Here is an 18,150-nt window from a genome sequence, read left to right on the forward strand (position 1 = left end):
CCGCCTCAAAAAAGAAACAGTCTTTATTTTTCTCTACTCTCATGTTAAAAGCCGGCTTAGAAGTGCAATGTTTATTGGATGATAACATCCGCCGGATTCTTCTCCTGACTCCCTTCTGATTAATTATACCTCAATGAAGCAAAAAGAATCTTTCTCCGGAAGTTTCTCCATATACTCGTGTGTGATGCTTTCACTCTATTATCACCGGATAATGACATGTGTGTCAAAGCAATTATCTATTGTAAACCACAAATATATACAAATTCTTTTTCATAAACACAAGATTATCGAAATAAATGACAAAAAAAAGCTGTACCCGATACAGGTACAGCTTCTCTTATCTCAAATAATTTCTTACTGAGCCAACTTGTTGTCTGAACCAAGCACATTGATAATTTTATGCTTGTACAGTTTCTCCATGTTGTCACGAGCCGGTCCCAGATATTTACGCGGATCGAACTCTGCCGGTTTTTCAGCAAATACCTGACGGATAGCAGCAGTCATAGCCAAACGGGAGTCTGAGTCGATATTGATCTTACAAACAGCAGATTTGGCAGCTTTACGCAATTCTTCTTCAGGGATACCGATAGCAGCTTTCAGCGCACCACCGTATTTGTTGATCGTTTCAACTTCTTCCTGAGGAACTGAAGATGATCCGTGAAGAACGATAGGGAATCCCGGAAGTTTTTCCATTACAGCGTCCAATACATTGAATGCCAAAGGAGGAGGAACCATACGACCTGTCTTCGGATCGATATGACACTGTTCCGGAGTAAATTTGTAAGCACCGTGAGAAGTACCGATAGAGATAGCCAATGAATCGCAACCTGTGCGTGTAGCGAAGTCGATTACTTCTTCCGGGTCAGTGTAAGTGTGATGATCTGAAGAAACTTCATCTTCTACACCTGCCAATACACCAAGTTCTCCTTCTACAGTTACATCGAACTGATGAGCATATTCCACCACTTTCTTAGTCAAAGCTACATTCTCTTCATAAGGAAGGTGAGAACCGTCGATCATCACTGAAGAGAAACCGGAATCGATACAGCTCTTACAAGTTTCGAAAGTATCTCCGTGGTCAAGATGCAAAACAATCTCGGGATGCGCACAACCCAATTCTTTTGCATATTCTACAGCACCCTGAGCCATGTAACGCAACAAAGTCGCGTTAGCGTATTGGCGAGCACCTTTAGAAACTTGAAGAATAACCGGAGATTTTGTTTCTACAGCAGCCTTGATGATAGCCTGCATCTGTTCCATATTGTTGAAGTTGAAAGCCGGAATAGCATATCCGCCTTTGATAGCCTTAGCAAACATCTCTTTGGTGTTTACCAATCCTAAATCTTTGTAATTTACCATTTTGTTTAAAAGTTTATTGTTAGTGAATAAAAATTCTACGCAAAAGTACACATAATAGTTTTAATACAAAACCAAAGCGTAAGAAATATCCCCGCTACAGAGTACAAATCAATCCTATTTTGTAGTATTCAATATCATTTAAGAGTTGATTGTAATCCCGATGTAGCAAAGACGGTTTTTATTTCTTCAGATAAATAATGGTAGGCAAATGATCACTGTAACCGTTCAGCCACAGTTTTCCCCCGTGTGTCCGCAGAGGAGAACCTTTGTATTTTCCATCCTGCTGAAAAAGATATTCGCGAATAAAAACTTCGTTATGATCATATTTCAATCCTTTCTTCTTCAATAGCGCAGAAGATAGTACAATCTGGTCGAAAAGATTCCATTTACCCCGATAAAGCAACGTTCCTACTCCCTTATCCTCCAGCGTTTCCCACCAGGGATTGAAAAAATCCCCTTTTCCGACTTCCTTCCTGTATTTTTTGGCTCCAAGAGTCAACATACTATTATCCATCGGGTCATCGTTCATATCCCCCATTACGATCAATTTTAATTTCTTATTCTCACGTTGCAGTGAGTCTGTCAAGGTACGCACCTGACGTGCCGCATGAATCCGTACAGGTTCGGCCGCCCCGCGTGAAGGCCAGTGATTAACAATAAAACAGACCGGCTCACCGGCAAGTTTTCCATTCACGATGAGAAATCCACGTGTTTTATGTATCGTATCACCCTCAAAAGGCTGCGACAAAACCAACTTGCTGGATGAAACTGTAAATTGTTTCGGGTCATACAGCAGCGCACAATCAATCCCCCGTTTATCCGGCCCTTCATAATGTACGACACGATATCCTGTGGAAGCCAGTGCCGGCTGGCCGACCAGATCATCCAAAACACGTCTGTTCTCTGCCTCCGCCACTCCGATAACAGCAGGTCCTTCCGGAACTTTATCCCGTGACAGTTCACTGATCACTTTCGAGAGATTTTTCAACTTTGACACATATTTCTCTGTATTCCATCGTTTCGGTGCATCGGGAAGATACTCATAATCATTCTTACCGGCATCGTGAATAGTATCAAACAGATTTTCAAGATTATAAAAAGCTACGCTATACAATCCTTTTTTCTTCTCCTGAGCTTGTCCGGCAATTACTGCAAACAGCAAGATAACAGTTGTTACAATCAATTTCTTCATACAATAAATCTCTTTGTTTTCTGCAAAAGTCTAAAAAAAAAGTGAGATAGCTCGTTTTTTTCAAAAACTTTTTTCTATTTCACGGAAAAGCATTATCTTTGCGCACTGAAAATGACCATTACACTATTCTTACCAAATAGTAAACGATATAATAATTAAAAAACAAATACTGAAATGAAAAAAGGTATTCATCCAGAATCATACCGTCCGGTAGTATTCAAAGATATGTCAAATGGCGATATGTTTTTGTCAAAATCTACAGTAAACACGAAAGAAACCATCGAGTTTGAAGGTGAAACTTATCCGTTACTGAAGATAGAAATCTCTAATACTTCTCACCCGTTCTATACTGGTAAATCTACATTGGTGGATACAGCAGGTCGTGTTGATAAGTTCATGAGCCGTTACGGTGACCGCAAGAAAAAATAATCTACTCTTCTTAAAGAGATAGAAAAAGAGGAAATTCCAATTAAGAATTTCCTCTTTTTCGTTATACAGGGGGGATGAAATTCCACCAATACTAAAAGTTCCCTGTCATTCGAACCCGTACAATAAAGTTATTTATTGAATAGTCCGTCTCAATTTCATTAATCCTTGCCCCATAATAATATATGCCAATGTATCAAAAGGCAGTATTATTGTGCCGAAAGATCCATTGGCATATAAGGGAAGCATTATTTTCACTTAATAATCTTACAAGATTCCACTTCTCCCTTATTGTCTTTTATCCGAGCCACATACTGCCCCGATGGCAGCACTGACAGCCCCAAAGAAGACACGTTTTCCTGTCGCTGTACCATCATACCGTTAACGGAATAGATTTCAACCCAAACCGCTTTTGTGTTTATGACCAACTCATCCAAATTGCTATCATAATACACTTGCAGACTCGCTGAATCGACAACAGTCTCCTCAATTCCCGTCAATGCCGGCTTAAAATTAGTATACAGCCGGAATTCATTGGCAGGAACAAGTACACTTTGAGTTGTCGACGTTACATTCAACGTAGCGTTTTCATCCATCAGATCATACCAAGTACCGGTTTGCGGAAATGTTACTGAATAATTACCCGGGACAGCGGTAAAATTCCCGACAACAACCACTCTTTTATCTCCTGAAGTTATAGTTATAAAACGGCCGTTATTCCAATTTGTATTGCCGCTCACTTTCCAGCTAAAAATAACATCAGGGGAAAAAAGTTCGGGATATGACAGACGCAAATCCATCAATTTACTATAAACATTATACAACTCTTTACGTGCGGAATTCTCCAAATAATCCCAGCGAAGAGGTTTGGGATCAGTACGATAAGCACCATTATCATCGACAACCGTACCGTCCGAATTACTATTTATTGAATAATCATATCCCAATTCTCCGAATTGCCAAATCATTTTAGGTCCCGGAACGGTAAAGAAGAAAGCAGCGTTCGTAGCAAGTTGCTTCATCCGGTTCTCCAAATTATTATCAGTCGTCGGGTTCGCACTTGCTTCACCACCTTTTATACTTTCAATCCCCCATTTCCAAGCTTTAAAAGAAGTACGTTCTTCATCATGGCTTTCCATATATCCCATCAAACTGTTTACAGGCATATTGGATGTACCTCCATACAATCCTGAGAAATTAGAATTATCCGGCCATCCCATAGCCGATTCACAATACGCATGATTCATGTTTCTCCAAAGCATGATGCCGGCCTCTCCCAATTCCTTCTCTTCCGTAGTACCCTCCGTCAGATGTTCTATAATAACATAAGCATCCGAATTCCTTTTCCAGATTTCCGAAGACATCCGCTTCAAGTTTGCGATACGTTCCGCATCATATTTATTGGCCCATGTATCCTGCGAAGTATTGGAAAATCCTTTAGTAAAATCGTATCGAAAACCATCCACTTTATACTCTTTCATCCAGAAACCGGCCACACTGTCCACCAACGCACGGGTATACGTACTTTGATGATTAAAATCATATCCCCACTGCAAAGCAGCATTAGGAATATTAGACTTTTGATTATACCAGGGATTATCTGCCGACGGAGTCCCATCCGCCTCACGATAGAGCAAATAGAATGGAGACTGCCCAAAACTGTGATTCAATACCAAGTCTATAATCACTGCTATCCCTTGCCGATGGCATTCGTCAACAAAAGCCCGCATATCATTTTTAGTTCCATAATACTTATCCACCGCAAAATAAAACGAAGGATTATATCCCCAACTGCTATTCCCTTCAAACTCATTAACCGGCATCAGTTCAATGGCATTGATTCCCAACTGTTTCAAATAGGGCAATTTGTCTTTCGCCGCATTAAAGGAATGTTCGGAAGTAAAATCGCGAATATGCATCTCGTATACCATTAATTGATTCCTGTCCGGCTTTTTAAAATCCGTTACCTGCCATTGATAAGGCGTCTGTCCTGTCTGAAGCACAGAAACAATCCCTTCGGCTTTCCCCGTCGGGTAAGGTTTCAAATCAGGATATACAGTAGATGGAATATACGAATCATTCCATGGGTCGAGAACTTTATCCGCATACGGGTCGGCTATATAAATAGTACCATCCACCACATATTGAAAAGCGTATTCCCTTTCTCTCTCCAAGCCATTCAACGTAATCCAAAAAAACTCTCCGTCTTGTTTTAATTGGTACTCCGGCAATAATTTCCAATCATTAAAATCCCCTACCACATGAACAGTCTTCTTTTTGGGTGCCTGAAGCACAAGAGTAGCTTCGTGAATGCTCAAATAGTTAATTCCTGGTCGCACATTTGCCGGAAGCGGCGCCTGCACTGTCTCACCCAACACGTTCACCGTCCGTGTAGCTGTCTCCGTTTGTCCGCCAATCGTGGCCTCCACACGTATCTCGAAATTACCGGCTTGCAAAAAAGTATGCTCGGCAGTGATCTCTTTCACATTGCTTTGAGTTGCTATCGGTTCATTACCAACAAACAGTTTCATGTCTGCCACCATAGAAGCCGATGCTTTCATAGCCAGTGTTTCTCCCCTATTCAAGGTCGCCATTCCGGAAGGCTGATCGAAACGAACTGTCAGTCCTGTTTCATGTATATCCACAAAAATATCCTTGCCACCGGTATCTTTTCCCTCCTTTTTGCCGTCTGAGCTACGAAAGACAAATGCCATTTTCAGAATTTTCTCACCGACAGGAACGCCATAATAACTACGAACATCAGGGGTAATATTCAGTTCCCACTTATTATTGCCCAAAGAAGTCATCTTATACTTTGCAACATTCACATTCCAATCCGAAGCATATCGCCAGTCAGATTCTTTTTCACTCTGATCTGTAATGACACCCGTATGCGCGTATACATCCCCCGTATAACCTTTTAATCCGGCAGTACCTTGTGCAGCATCAAAAATGAGGGTCACCGCCTTTCCTTCGATAGGAAAGGCAGGGTTCGTTGTCACTATTTGAGCCTTTGCAATGAACATTACCCAAATGCAAAATCCTAACAAAACGTAAGATCGTTTCATAAATTCCTCCTTATTTATCATAAAAGGCTGCTTCCGGTCACAGAAACAGCCTTTCCATATTCATTTATTTATTCACAAATGCCTATTTTACTGTTCCGTTACCATTCGTGAAGTTCACATACACTTTCTGACCGGCATTTACAGGACATTCATAACCCAGTTCTCCAAGATTATCACCAACCTGCTTGTTTTCACGATAAACAATCGAAGCATCGTTTTTCATATCCAACGTAAATTCGCTCTTCCACCAATTACCAGTTCCGGCCACTGTACAACAGATACGCGCTACCCCGTCTGCAGTAGCAGCAGGAGAGACAAAATCACCGTTTTTATCTGCAGGTACAGTAAATAATGTTTCTTCATTACAGTTCCAACTGCCATTAACCAATCCACCTAAAAGATAGACCTCCGGTCTCAAGAATTCAACTTTCTTGCCACCTACCTTATCGACAGTAACAACCACTATATACCAACCGGAAATGCCAATCAGAATATTACCACCCTTATCAGTCAATCCGGCGAGTTCGATGGCAGCAGGAGTTACTATATCTGTAGAGAAGCCGAAATCTCCTGTCCAACCGGCCACCGGAGAGAATTTGATTTCTTCACCGGCATTATAATATTGCATACTCCAGAACATACCGGGAGTCTGAGTCACAGGAATCATCTGGCAAGCATCATTCCAATTCCAATCCGAGCTATAAGCAGAGCCGTTGATAAACATCGTTTCGGGCAAATCGCTTACTTCTTTAATTGTGTATGTATAATCTTTTACGTTGATCGTAATTCTTACCTTTCCTTGCAATTCCAGACCGATAGCTCCAGCCTGTTGCCCCTTCTGATCCGTAAAATCGAGTAGGCCGGATGCAGAAGCATCCCCGTCTTTCATTGCGCCCAATGCCTTGTTCCAATCAATGCTTCCGGCAGCTCCTGATTTCGGGAATATTTTGAAATTAGCCTTGTCTTCCTTTTCGTTTGTAAACTCCAACGTAAAGATGGCATCATCGTCCGCATCACGTGTAAAAGCCAAAGCTCCGGCCAAATCCCACGAAGAGATATCTCCCAAAGCATAATACTCATCTTCCATCGCAGGAGGAGTGACAGGAGTCACTTTCATATTAATATCAGCCACATCGACAGAAACAGCCTGATTATCGGAAGCCATTGCAGAAACTCCCACTTTTACTGCTATATCGCGCGCCACAGCCTGACGGCTGTTGTATAATTGCATCGTCAGCAATTCCAGTTCCGCAGCATCCACTTTCAAAGCTCCGTCCTTTTCGGCAAACGGAATGTCTAATGTTTTATCATTGCCTGCCAATTGCAATTTATAACCTACGATTTCGTCCGAACCGGACAGAGACTCCAACTTGGCAATTACTACAGAATCCTCTGCATACGTATCCATCACGACTTCCGAAGTTACACCCGCTACCTGTGCAGTAATGCCACTCTTAGATTCCTCCTGGGGATTGGACTGGGGATTGGCCCAGTCCGTATAATCTTCATCACAAGCCGAAAAACCAGCCAGCACCAGAAGAGAAAACATATATAATGATATCTTTTTCATGTTTCTTATTCGTTTTAAAGTTACAAAAGTTATTCAGCCGTTGCTTCGTAAAAGTCCAGAGTATAGGCAAGTTTGGTTCCGGCAACTTTAACAGTTACCACCACTTCGTAAGTACCGGCATTTCCGATTTGAATATTCAAACCACCATTGCCATCGTCTACTCCACTGACATCTGCCAGTTTTTTAGACTCTTCCGGAACCAGCCCGTCAAAGTAGGCTACCTGGTTTCCATCCCAACCCGGATTCATATTGAACTTCATTGTACCGGCGACACCTGCACCAAAAGTTACCACGCGTGAGAATTTACCCGTACTACCTGTCACCGGAGTCATCTCCAGCCATGTATTCCAATCGGATTCTGCAAAGCCACCAATAAGATACATCGTTTCCGGCAACGTGACAGGAGCCTCTGCCTTATATCCCAATACCCTGGGTAATTCAATCACATTAGAAGTACATGCACCACTCCCATTAGAAGTCAGGGCTGCCTGCATACGAACATACAGGGTTATAGGAGTGTCGGGCAGCTCACCGGAGCCTGCAATTCCCCACAACTCAACCAATCCCAATGCAAACTCAACCGCATCTACATTCACTTTTGTAGAAGTATATTTAGTGGAAAGCGTCACATAGTTGACCTTCGTTCCGGCCTCTTCATTATCTTCTGTGAAATTTTCATCAAGTGCCATTTGCACAGTATAAGTAGTGGCAATCGGGAAACCGTAGTCCGGCTGTGAGCATGTAAACTCAATAGCTTCCGAGTTTTCCAGATCATATACATTGTTCTCGGCATAAGGTGGAACATTCAACACGAATGTATCAGGCTCCAATAACGTGGGGTTACTGTCTCTATCGCTTTCGCATGCCGAGAAAGCAAGTACGGCAAGACCCATCATGAATATACTATATATCTTTTTCATTATAATAAGCGTTTTAAATGATGAATAAACGATTAATAACCAGTATTCTGATGCATATTCGGATTGGCAGTAATATCTGCTGCCGGAATCGGATAAACATTATAGATAGAACTTACCGAAGTGCCTTCAGCTTCGCCACCTTTCCAATCCCACAGATATCTGTTCGTTGTATAATAATTATAGCGAATCAAATCCGTACGGCGGAATCCTTCGAAATATAACTCACGGGCTCTTTCATCAAGAATATCATCCAATGTCACGCTTTCAAATTCCGTTGCATCGGCACGACGACGCAATACATTCAAGTCTTCTGCAATATCGCTCATAGCAACTGTTCCAAGACGCAAGTTAGCTTCCGCACGAATCAGATAAGCCTCAGCCAGACGGAAAAGAGGAATATCAGTATCGGGTACATCCGGGTCACTACTATTCTGCCCGGTAGAAGTAAGCCCCGTCCATTTCACAACCGAGAATCCATCGGTAAATTTAGTAACCGTTTCCAAAGTAACCTGACGCTCTCCGCCACCCTTACCTGAGTAAAACAGGGCACGACTGTCTTTTGCAGCAGCAATCAATTCGTCCGTACTTTCAGTCAAAGGAGCTCTTTCCGGATCTTTAAAGAATTTGCCCACCAAAGATTTACGGGCACGGATACATGACCAAGAAGCATTGGTTCCCCACGACGGCATCCCCGCAATACGGGTGGCAGCTACCAGGAAGAAAGAACCGCCATAAGATTTTGTACGGATACCATCTTGACGAAGCGGGAAAATAATCTCTTTTCGTGCCTCCGGATTTTCACCATTATCGGCCATAAATAATTCTTTGTAATTATCACATAAATCATATCCCGATCCAATCACTTTCGTTGCATATTCAGCAGCTTCACCCCATTGCGCAGTACCTGTATACACTTCTGCATTCAGATTCATACGGGCACGCAGCAACCAGTTGGCTGCCCTATCGGCACGTCCATAAGGAGCTTTACCCGGTTCGTACATATCATTTTCAATCGCATCCAATTCACTTTCGATGTAAGCGAACAAATCTGCACGATTCTTTTCTACCGGCAACTCCTCGGAGAAGTGTTCTTTAAATGGTGCTTTTCCGAACAGATCCATATAATAATAGTAATACAGTGCACGGAGGAAGCGAGCTTCAGCACGTTGTCTCACTGTTGTCTCATCCGTTTGTCCCTCTACTTGGTCAAGGAAGAAATTACAAAGAGTGATGTTATAAGCCAAACGGTTATACAACATCTCAATAGTACCGTGAGAAGAGTTCCACCTCATAAAAATCAACTCGGGGATACCGGCATCCATCCAAGTCCAGATCATTTCATCGGTAGCATATTCGTTAACGGTGAACATCACACGATAAAAAGCCGTATTCCCCTCGTCGTCCGAAGCAATATCCGGCTTATCGGAAGGTCCTTGTTGACCTGTCAATACCAATGAAGCATAAAGTTTGGTGAAAACTTCATCCTGAGAAAAATTACCGCTCACCTGCGGGTCAATCGGACTTATATCCAAATCACCAACACAAGACACCATACCGAAGGTCAACGATAAGGAGAGTGCGGCAGGAATCAATGATTTTAAATATCTAAATTTCATAATATAATCAATTATTTAGGTTACTAATTAAAACTGAAGACTAAGTCCGAGCAAGAAGGTCGTAGGACGCGGATAGATATTATTGTCAATACCCATATTCTTATTACTATCGGTTCCTATTTCCGGGTCAAGTCCGTCATATTTTGTAATTACAAACGGATTCTGTACCGTTGCATAAATACGTCCGTTTATTCCCCCGTATGCCGGGCTCTTAAATAAGTTATTAAAAGAGTATCCCAAAGAGATATTGTCACAACGCAGGAAAGAAGCATTCTGTACAAAGTAGTCAGAATAATAGTAATCACCTTCACCGCTAAAGCCTAACTGTACAGCTGCAATCGGCCGATTGCTAAAGGCACCATTAGAAAAGATAGTACCCATACTTGCATTTGCAGCCAATACATCATTATATACATAGTTATTTAAGCTCGCACGCAACGAGAAACTGAAATCCCACTGCTTCCAAATCATTTTCGAAGTCAAACCCATCAATACATCACCGGCAGGTTTCTTATAAATATATTTATCGGAAGCATTGATGATACCATCGCCATTACGGTCGACAAATGTATTTTCAATAGGCTTACCGTCTTTATCATAAACCTGCTGATATACATAGAATGAATTAATCGCATAACCAACTTTCTGTGCCTGAATATTAGCACCTGTACCTTTGGATATACCGCCGGCTGCTACAAAATAATCAGGATCATCACCACCTGTCAGTTTTGTGATTTCATTTTTGTTCCAAGTAATGTTATATCCCAAATCCCATGTAAAATCTCTTGTTACAATCGGCTTAGCATTAATCGTAAATTCAAGACCGGTGTTTTTCAACGAACCGATGTTACTTATCAGACGTGAGTTGAAATTCGTTCCGGCGGCAATTTTTACGGTGTTAATCAAGTCTTTCGTTTCCCGATAGTAATAATCGATCGATCCTGAAATACGTCCGTTCAGGAAAGCATAGTCAAAACCGGCATTGTAAGTGGTGGTTTCTTCCCATTTCAGGTCCTTATTATATTCTTTCGGGCGTGAAGTTGTATAATAAATATCACCCAACGGATAGTAAGCACCATTACCGCTGGCCGTATAAAGCGGCATAAACGGGAAGTCCAGATTATCTCCCAAATTCTGTTGGCCGGTAATACCCCAACCTACACGGACTTTCAAGTCAGACAATACATCTACATCTTTCAGGAATTTTTCTTCCTTTACTTTCCAAGCCAAAGCTACCGACGGGAAATTGCTCCAATGTTCTCTAAAACGGGAAGTACCATCGCGACGGAAAGTAGCAGTGAACAGATAACGGTCCAATAAAGTATAGTTCAAACGACCGAAGAAAGAGACCAGCGTACTGTGATATCCAAATGCACTGTTTTTACGAAGAGTAGGATTGTAAGCCTCACCATTATCCTGGCGGGTACCCTGTCCTACAGAATAGCCGGTACGGTGAAAATGTTGTTCTTCGGCACCTACCATCACATCAATAAAATGATTTTCCAATGTCTTGGAATATTGCAAGTAAACATTTCCGGAGAGATTGTATTTATAGCTATATTCCGAGCCATCCCATCCAAAGTAATGATTAGAATAAGAATACGGAGAGATAACGGTATTCTGACGTCCTTCCGAATAGTCGGCACCGACATTGGCATGAATACGCATATCAGGGAAGAAATGGAACTTATAATCAGCCTCCAGATTTCCTACGAAACTCTTACTTTTCGACCGGTCATCTTTCAGTTCAAGCAATGCCAACGGGTTCTGAGTGGCATTTGCATTTTTAGTATACAGCCAATTAGGGTCACCATAGGGAAGACTGCCTTCCTCCTGAGTGGGGATAGCCTGCCAAAAACCACCGAATGTATCAAATTTTTCGCCATCACCATACACCGGCTGTGTAGGATCCATCGCTACAGCAGCTCCGATCGCACCACCATCGGCATAGCGGTTTTTAGCCACCATTGCTTTGGCATTCACATTAAATTTCAGATAATCATTGAAAAATGAAGGAGCCACATTCACACTGGCAGTAAAACGCTCAAAATTAGAAGTTTTCACAATACCTTCCTGATTGGTATACCCCAATGATACGCGATAAGGCATATGCTTCAATCCACCGGAAACCGTCACATTATGGTCATGGCTTATAGCTGTACGATAAATCTGATCTTGCCAATCGGTATTTTCCGTGCCTAAACCCGGTGAAGGGATCTTATCCGTTCCACCATATACACCCGACAGATATTCACGGAATTCATCACCACTCATCACATCCAGCGAATTGCGTCTGATACCGAAAGACACATTTCCATCATAAGAAACTTTGGGAGCTGATCCGGCAGCACCTTTCTTGGTAGTAATGATGATTACACCATTAGATGCACGCGAACCGTAAATAGCAGTAGCCGAAGCATCTTTCAAGACTGTAAATGTCTCAATATCATTCGGGTTTACCATGGACAAAGGATTTGAAAGTCCTTTTACTCCATCATTATCCATTGCCAATCCGTCAATAACAATCAACGGATCGTTGCTGGCATTCAGAGAAGAACCTCCACGTACACGAATCGTAGCGCCGCCACCCGGTGTACCATCATTGGAAATCACACTGACACCGGCAATCTTACCCGTCATCATGTCTTGTGCATTCGTAGTCATACCCTTACTGATCTTATCCGGTTTAATAGCTGTCACCGAACCTGTTGCATCGTTTTTCTTCACCGTACCATAGCCAATTACCACAACTGCATCCAGCACTTGTGAATCATCTTCAAGGGTAACTACCACTGAGGAAGCAGCTTTCACCTCTACAGTTTTATAACCGATAAAAGATACAACAATAGTAGAGTTTTGAGGAGCATTCAAAACAAAGTTACCATCCAAATCGGTAATGGCACCGTTGGTAGTTCCTTTTACTAACACATTTGCACCAATGACAGGTTCACCTGTTGCATCTTTCACATGCCCCTTAACAGAGACCTGCTGTGCAAAAGCGCCTAATGACAAGAAAAGCCCGAATAACAAGGGCAGAATCGTTTGATAGATTCTAAGATTAACTTGCTTCATGCATTTAATAAGTTAAAGTTAACAATATAAATTAATATAATTTTCTCTTAATCGAAACAGGAATGTAACGCCAACTCCCTTTTAACGACGAAACAAAAATAGGGCTATTAACCACGAAAAGAATGAGAAAAGATGAAAAACGGCACTTGCAACTACGCAATCGTTTGCACTGCAATAAACAGCAATCCGACATTGTGGAGTGAACAAATAGCCTGTCAGTCTTTATCAAATTAGAGGAGATTTTCAAAGAAAAAAAATTGTTTAATCGGCTATAAAGTTCCTCTTGCCAAATAAAAAACTTCTATTCCCTTATTTATAATCTATAACCGAGACTTTTGATTTTATAATCAAAAACTACCCACGCATATGCAAACGTTTGCACTTTATTCTATCACAGAAATGACCAGCGAACAGAAAGTTTATTATCAATTGCACTATTTTTGTAATCTGAGAACAAAGCTTAGAGAATATTCACTTGGCGCGCATCTTGAATTTAATTACCTTTGACTGAAACTAATAGATACAAATGAGTAAACCGCAAATTACCATCAAAGACATCGCCCGCGAATTAGGGGTATCACCTTCCACCGTCTCAAGGGCATTGAAGGATAATCCGGATATCAGTCAAGAGACAAGAGAAGCAATACATAAGTACGCGCGCGAACATAATTATAAGCCCAACGCATTGGCATTAAACTTGCGTACAAGCCGTTCCAATACAATTGGAGTCATTATTCCGCAATTAGTGCACCACTTCTTTTCCTGTGTATTAAGCGGCATTGAAGAAACGGCTTCCCAGGCAGGATACAACATCCTCGTGGCACAAAGCAACGAAAAATACGAGCAGGAAGTAAAGATAGTCCATTCTTTCCTTGCAGCAAGGGTTTGCGGAGTGATTACTTCACTTGCCAAAGATACATCCCAATATGATCATTATCAAGAATTACTCGATAATAATATCCCGATCGTTTTCTACGACCGGATTTGTACGGGCATTAACACCGAACGGGTAGTAGTAGACGATTATGCCGGTTCGTTTTCTGCCGTAGAGTACATGATACAGACCGGCTGTAAACGTATCTTCTTTTATAGCGCCGCACCCCATCTCGAAATATCCAAGAACCGGAGAAACGGATACTTAGATGCCATGAAGAAGTACAAAATCCCGGTAGATGAAAGTATGATCAAACTTTGTGATACGCGTGAACAGGCTATTGCCATCACTCCCGACTTACTGGAAAGAGAAGACCGCCCGGACGGTTTTTTTGCCATTAATGACGAAACGGCTTCGGGTATCTTATACTCCTGCAAACTGGTAGGATTGAAGGTTCCTGATGAAGTATCGATTTGTGGGTTTACCGACGGAGCCATTGCACAAAGCACTGATCCCAAGCTGACCACCATAGAACAACATGGAGAAGAAGTTGGAAAAAGCGCTATCCATATCCTTATCGATAAAATAGAGGATAATCCCAACTCAAAAAGTACAAATAAAATTGTAAGAACCAATCTGGTAGTACGGGGAACGACAAAATAATGTGCCAATATGCCAATGTACTAATGTGCCAATTGGAGAAAATGAGAAAAATGAAAGAATGAGAAAATAAAATAATTAACTAATAAAAGAGAGTGCCGTATCTCAATTGGCATATTTGCACATCGGAATATTGGCACATTATTACTACCATGAAAATAAAACCTGATTTAAGTTTTTGGAAGTTGTGGAACATCAGCTTCGGATTCTTCGGCGTACAAATTGCCTATGCCCTGCAAAGTGCTAATATCAGTCGTATCTTTGCCACATTGGGAGCCGATCCTCACAGTCTCAGTTATTTTTGGATTTTGCCTCCGTTGGCAGGTATCATCATACAACCGATCATCGGTTCGGCCAGCGATAAAACATGGACACGCTTCGGACGACGTATTCCTTATTTATTCGTAGGTTCGCTGATTGCCGTATTAGTGATGTGCCTGCTACCTAATGCCGGAAGTTTTGGAATGGCAGTAAGCACAGCCATGATTTTCGGATTAGTATCGCTCATGTTCTTGGATACTTCCATAAATATGGCCATGCAGCCTTTCAAAATGCTTGTAGGAGATATGGTCAACGAAAAGCAAAAAGGACTCGCCTACTCCATCCAAAGCTTCCTGTGCAATGCGGGCAGTCTCGTAGGCTATCTGTTTCCGTTTATCTTTACCTGGATAGGTATCAGCAATATAGCCGACAAAGGAACAGTTCCCGATTCTGTGATCTATTCGTTTTACATCGGAGCGGCCATCCTGATTCTCTGCGTCATTTATACTACGGTGAAAGTAAAAGAAATGCCCCCGAAAGAATTTGAAGAATTCCACGGTATCACAGCTGATGAAAAGAAAGAGAAAAGCAATTTCCTTCATCTACTGAAACATGCCCCGAAAGTATTTTGGACAGTCGGTTTGGTGCAATTCTTCTGTTGGGCGGCATTTATGTATATGTGGACTTATACGAACGGTGCAATAGCCGACACGGTATGGAATACCACCGATGTGCAAGCCGAAGGTTATCAGGCGGCAGGCAACTGGGTAGGCGTATTGTTTGCAGTACAAGCAATCGGCTCCGTGATATGGGCCGTTATTTTACCTTTGTTCAAAGTACGCAAAATAGCTTACTCCATCAGCTTGGTACTCGGTGGAATCGGTTTCATATCCACTCTCTTCTTCACCGACCAATATTTACTATTCATATCCTATCTACTTATCGGATGTGCCTGGGCCGCTATGTTAGCAATGCCCTTCACTATCCTGACAAATTCAATATCCGGTAAAAACATGGGAGCCTACTTGGGATTATTCAATGGAACGATCTGTATACCGCAAATTGTGGCAGCAGTCGTCGGAGGCGGTTTATTACATCTGGTGGGAGGCCATCAGGTAAACATGCTTGTATTGGCAGGTATCTTACTCATTGCAGGCGCCATTTGTGTATTTTTCATTAAAGAAACCATAGCACACCATGAAGAATAAAAATTCATAAAGAAGCGCTATATATACTACAAAGGGCATGAAGGGGCATATTTTAACCGCAATCTTCATGCCCTTTGTAGTATATAAAGTAAAATATATAATAAGATTTCGATCTTCGGCACGCTATTCTAATACATTTTTTGTATCTTTCCCGCACCAACATAATTATTAGAGATAGAATGCCATGAAAAAATTTCTCAAGACCGACGAATGGAATATCATAGAAGAAGGGTTTCACGCAGATAAACTACGTGCTTCGGAAAGTATATTCAGCTTAGGAAACGGAAGATTCGGACAACGGGGTAATTTTGAAGAAACTTATAGTAGTGACAGTCTACAAGGTTCTTATGTGGCAGGCATCAGCTTTTTAGACCGTACAAGAGTGGGATGGTGGAAAAACGGATATCCACATTTCTTTTCGCGTATTCCGAACGCTCCCGACTGGAGTGGAATTTATTTAAGGCTGATCGATGAAGAAGTAGACCTTTCGCAATGGGACATAAAGCAATTCGAACGAAAGCTCGACATGAAAGAGGGTATTTCCTATCGTGACTTTGAAGTGACCTCTCCCAAAGGAAACACATTGAAAATACATGTGGAGCACATCAACAGCATGGCTAATCAAAATTTATGCCTTATCAAATATAGCGTGACTTCCGTAAATTATGAAGGCAAAGTTTCAATCGTTCCTTATATCAATGGAGATGTAAAACACGAGACATCCAATTTCAATGAAAAAATGTGGAACATACTCCGTGCGGAAACAACCAACGAACATGCCTATCTATGGACACAAACCAAACGGGAAGATTCACAGGTCTGTTGTGCCCTGACTTATCAACTCTTCAAAAACAGTAAAGAAATAAACACCAGTCCCATAAAAATAGAAAAGGAAAAACTGACCGGTTTTAGTGCAGGTGCCGATGTAAAACCCGGTGAACGGATCACTCTCATCAAATATACCGCTATCCTTTCCTCTCTCTATTACGACCGCTCGGAACTTGTGGAACAGGCTGTAACCGAAAGTAAAAATGCCAAGAGCCAAGGATGGGAAAAACTCTTGCAAGACCACCGGGAAGTATGGCAAAATATCTGGGATGAAATGGACGTAACCATTGACGGCGACCCCGAAGCACAGCAGGGTATCCGATTCAATATCTTCCAACTCAACCAGAGCTATCGCGGAGACGATCCCCGCCTCAACATCGGACCGAAAGGATTCACGGGCGAAAAATACGGAGGAAACACACAATGGAATACGGAACTTTGCTGTATCCCTTTCTTCCTGCTCTCCAGCCCGAAAGAAACAGCCAAAAACCTCCTGCTCTACCGCTATAACCAACTCCCGAAAGCCATAGAGAATGCCCGGAAATTAGGTTTCAAAAATGGTGCGGCCCTCTATCCTATGGTAACCTTCAACGGAGAAGAATGCCATAACGAATGGGAAATTACCTTCGAGGAGATACATCGCAATAACATCATCGTACATGAAATTATGCAATACGCGGTGATGACAGGTCATAACGATTTCATTGCCCGCTACGGACTGGAAATGATGATAGCCATTTCCCGGTTTTGGAGTCAACGCGTCTCTTTTTCACAACCGAAGCAAAAATACGTGATACTGGGTGTCACCGGACCCAATGAGTATGAAAACAATGTAGACAATAATTGGTATACCAACTACTCGTGTGTACAGACCCTAAAATCTACCATAGAATCTTTGGAACTGGTAGCTCATCAATATCCCGACGAGTACGCACGTGTCCGCAGGATTACCGATTTTCAATATGCCGAAACTTCTTATTGGCAGGAGATCATAGACAGAATGTATCTGCCGGAAGACAAAGAATTAGGAATATTTGTACAAAACGACGGTTATCTCGACAAAGAGCTGAAAACCATAGACGATATTCCGTCGGAA

The 18,150-nt window shown here is 41.9% G+C and carries 11 protein-coding genes; 4 read left to right on the plus strand and 7 right to left on the minus strand.

What is annotated here, in order from left to right; all coding sequences use genetic code 11:
* Window positions 1-354: 354 nt before the first annotated feature.
* Together QVP90_RS02060 and QVP90_RS02065 are read right to left on the minus strand one after the other, a co-directional pair.
* Window positions 355-1,359 (minus strand): class II fructose-bisphosphate aldolase, encoded by a 1,005-nt coding sequence (locus QVP90_RS02060; protein ID WP_005929773.1) that lies wholly within the window; start codon window positions 1,357-1,359, stop codon window positions 355-357.
* Between the two features lie 178 nt (window positions 1,360-1,537).
* Window positions 1,538-2,551 (minus strand): endonuclease/exonuclease/phosphatase family protein, encoded by a 1,014-nt coding sequence (locus tag QVP90_RS02065; protein WP_005929770.1) that lies wholly within the window; start codon window positions 2,549-2,551, stop codon window positions 1,538-1,540.
* Between the two features lie 174 nt (window positions 2,552-2,725).
* Here QVP90_RS02065 and QVP90_RS02070 point away from each other — a divergent pair, with 174 nt between their 5' ends.
* Window positions 2,726-2,980, plus strand: coding sequence for a type B 50S ribosomal protein L31 (locus QVP90_RS02070; protein ID WP_005929768.1), 255 nt, complete (start codon window positions 2,726-2,728; stop codon window positions 2,978-2,980).
* A gap of 251 nt (window positions 2,981-3,231) precedes the next feature.
* On the opposite strand, the gene QVP90_RS02075 is transcribed toward QVP90_RS02070, so the two are convergent.
* The 5 genes from QVP90_RS02075 to QVP90_RS02095 all read right to left on the minus strand — a co-directional run bounded on the left by QVP90_RS02075 (window position 3,232) and on the right by QVP90_RS02095 (window position 13,223).
* The gene (locus QVP90_RS02075; protein ID WP_021935538.1) at window positions 3,232-6,045 is read right to left on the minus strand and encodes an alpha-amylase family glycosyl hydrolase; all 2,814 of its coding nucleotides are present in this window, start codon (window positions 6,043-6,045) and stop codon (window positions 3,232-3,234) included.
* Window positions 6,046-6,127: 82 nt separating this feature from the next.
* Window positions 6,128-7,615, minus strand: coding sequence for an Outer membrane protein SusF domain-containing protein (locus QVP90_RS02080; RefSeq protein WP_005929763.1), 1,488 nt, complete (start codon window positions 7,613-7,615; stop codon window positions 6,128-6,130).
* A 29-nt stretch (window positions 7,616-7,644) separates the two neighbouring features.
* Complete coding sequence (locus QVP90_RS02085; protein WP_021935539.1) at window positions 7,645-8,535, minus strand: SusF/SusE family outer membrane protein; 891 nt, start codon at window positions 8,533-8,535, stop codon at window positions 7,645-7,647.
* A 32-nt stretch (window positions 8,536-8,567) separates the two neighbouring features.
* A complete protein-coding gene (susD, locus tag QVP90_RS02090) occupies window positions 8,568-10,151 on the minus strand; it encodes a starch-binding outer membrane lipoprotein SusD (protein WP_005929759.1) in 1,584 nt (527 codons plus the stop codon).
* 27 nt (window positions 10,152-10,178) lie between these two features.
* Window positions 10,179-13,223: a SusC/RagA family TonB-linked outer membrane protein gene (locus QVP90_RS02095; protein WP_007481507.1), complete on the minus strand. Its 3,045-nt coding sequence runs from the start codon at window positions 13,221-13,223 to the stop codon at window positions 10,179-10,181.
* 526 nt (window positions 13,224-13,749) lie between these two features.
* Between QVP90_RS02095 and QVP90_RS02100 the strand changes: the two genes are divergently transcribed.
* From QVP90_RS02100 to QVP90_RS02110, 3 genes are all read left to right on the plus strand, one after another.
* A complete protein-coding gene (locus QVP90_RS02100; protein ID WP_005929752.1) occupies window positions 13,750-14,760 on the plus strand; it encodes a LacI family DNA-binding transcriptional regulator in 1,011 nt (336 codons plus the stop codon).
* Window positions 14,761-14,909: 149 nt separating this feature from the next.
* Window positions 14,910-16,226: an SLC45 family MFS transporter gene (locus QVP90_RS02105; protein WP_025819518.1), complete on the plus strand. Its 1,317-nt coding sequence runs from the start codon at window positions 14,910-14,912 to the stop codon at window positions 16,224-16,226.
* Between the two features lie 184 nt (window positions 16,227-16,410).
* Window positions 16,411-18,150: family 65 glycosyl hydrolase (locus QVP90_RS02110; protein ID WP_288203787.1), on the plus strand; the 1,740-nt coding region annotated here is incomplete at its 3' end.

The sequence above is a fragment of the Bacteroides sp. CAG:189 genome, from assembly GCF_000432295.1.
GTDB lineage: Bacteria > Bacteroidota > Bacteroidia > Bacteroidales > Bacteroidaceae > Bacteroides > Bacteroides salyersiae.

Coding starts and splice junctions, on each gene's coding strand:
- QVP90_RS02075 (WP_021935538.1), bottom strand. CDS start 6,045: ATGAAACGATCTTACGTTTTGTTAGGATTTTGCATTTGGGTAATGTTC.
- QVP90_RS02105 (WP_025819518.1), top strand. CDS start 14,910: ATGAAAATAAAACCTGATTTAAGTTTTTGGAAGTTGTGGAACATCAGC.
- QVP90_RS02070 (WP_005929768.1), top strand. CDS start 2,726: ATGAAAAAAGGTATTCATCCAGAATCATACCGTCCGGTAGTATTCAAA.
- QVP90_RS02100 (WP_005929752.1), top strand. CDS start 13,750: ATGAGTAAACCGCAAATTACCATCAAAGACATCGCCCGCGAATTAGGG.
- QVP90_RS02065 (WP_005929770.1), bottom strand. CDS start 2,551: ATGAAGAAATTGATTGTAACAACTGTTATCTTGCTGTTTGCAGTAATT.
- QVP90_RS02060 (WP_005929773.1), bottom strand. CDS start 1,359: ATGGTAAATTACAAAGATTTAGGATTGGTAAACACCAAAGAGATGTTT.
- susD (WP_005929759.1), bottom strand. CDS start 10,151: ATGAAATTTAGATATTTAAAATCATTGATTCCTGCCGCACTCTCCTTA.
- QVP90_RS02080 (WP_005929763.1), bottom strand. CDS start 7,615: ATGAAAAAGATATCATTATATATGTTTTCTCTTCTGGTGCTGGCTGGT.
- QVP90_RS02095 (WP_007481507.1), bottom strand. CDS start 13,223: ATGAAGCAAGTTAATCTTAGAATCTATCAAACGATTCTGCCCTTGTTA.
- QVP90_RS02085 (WP_021935539.1), bottom strand. CDS start 8,535: ATGAAAAAGATATATAGTATATTCATGATGGGTCTTGCCGTACTTGCT.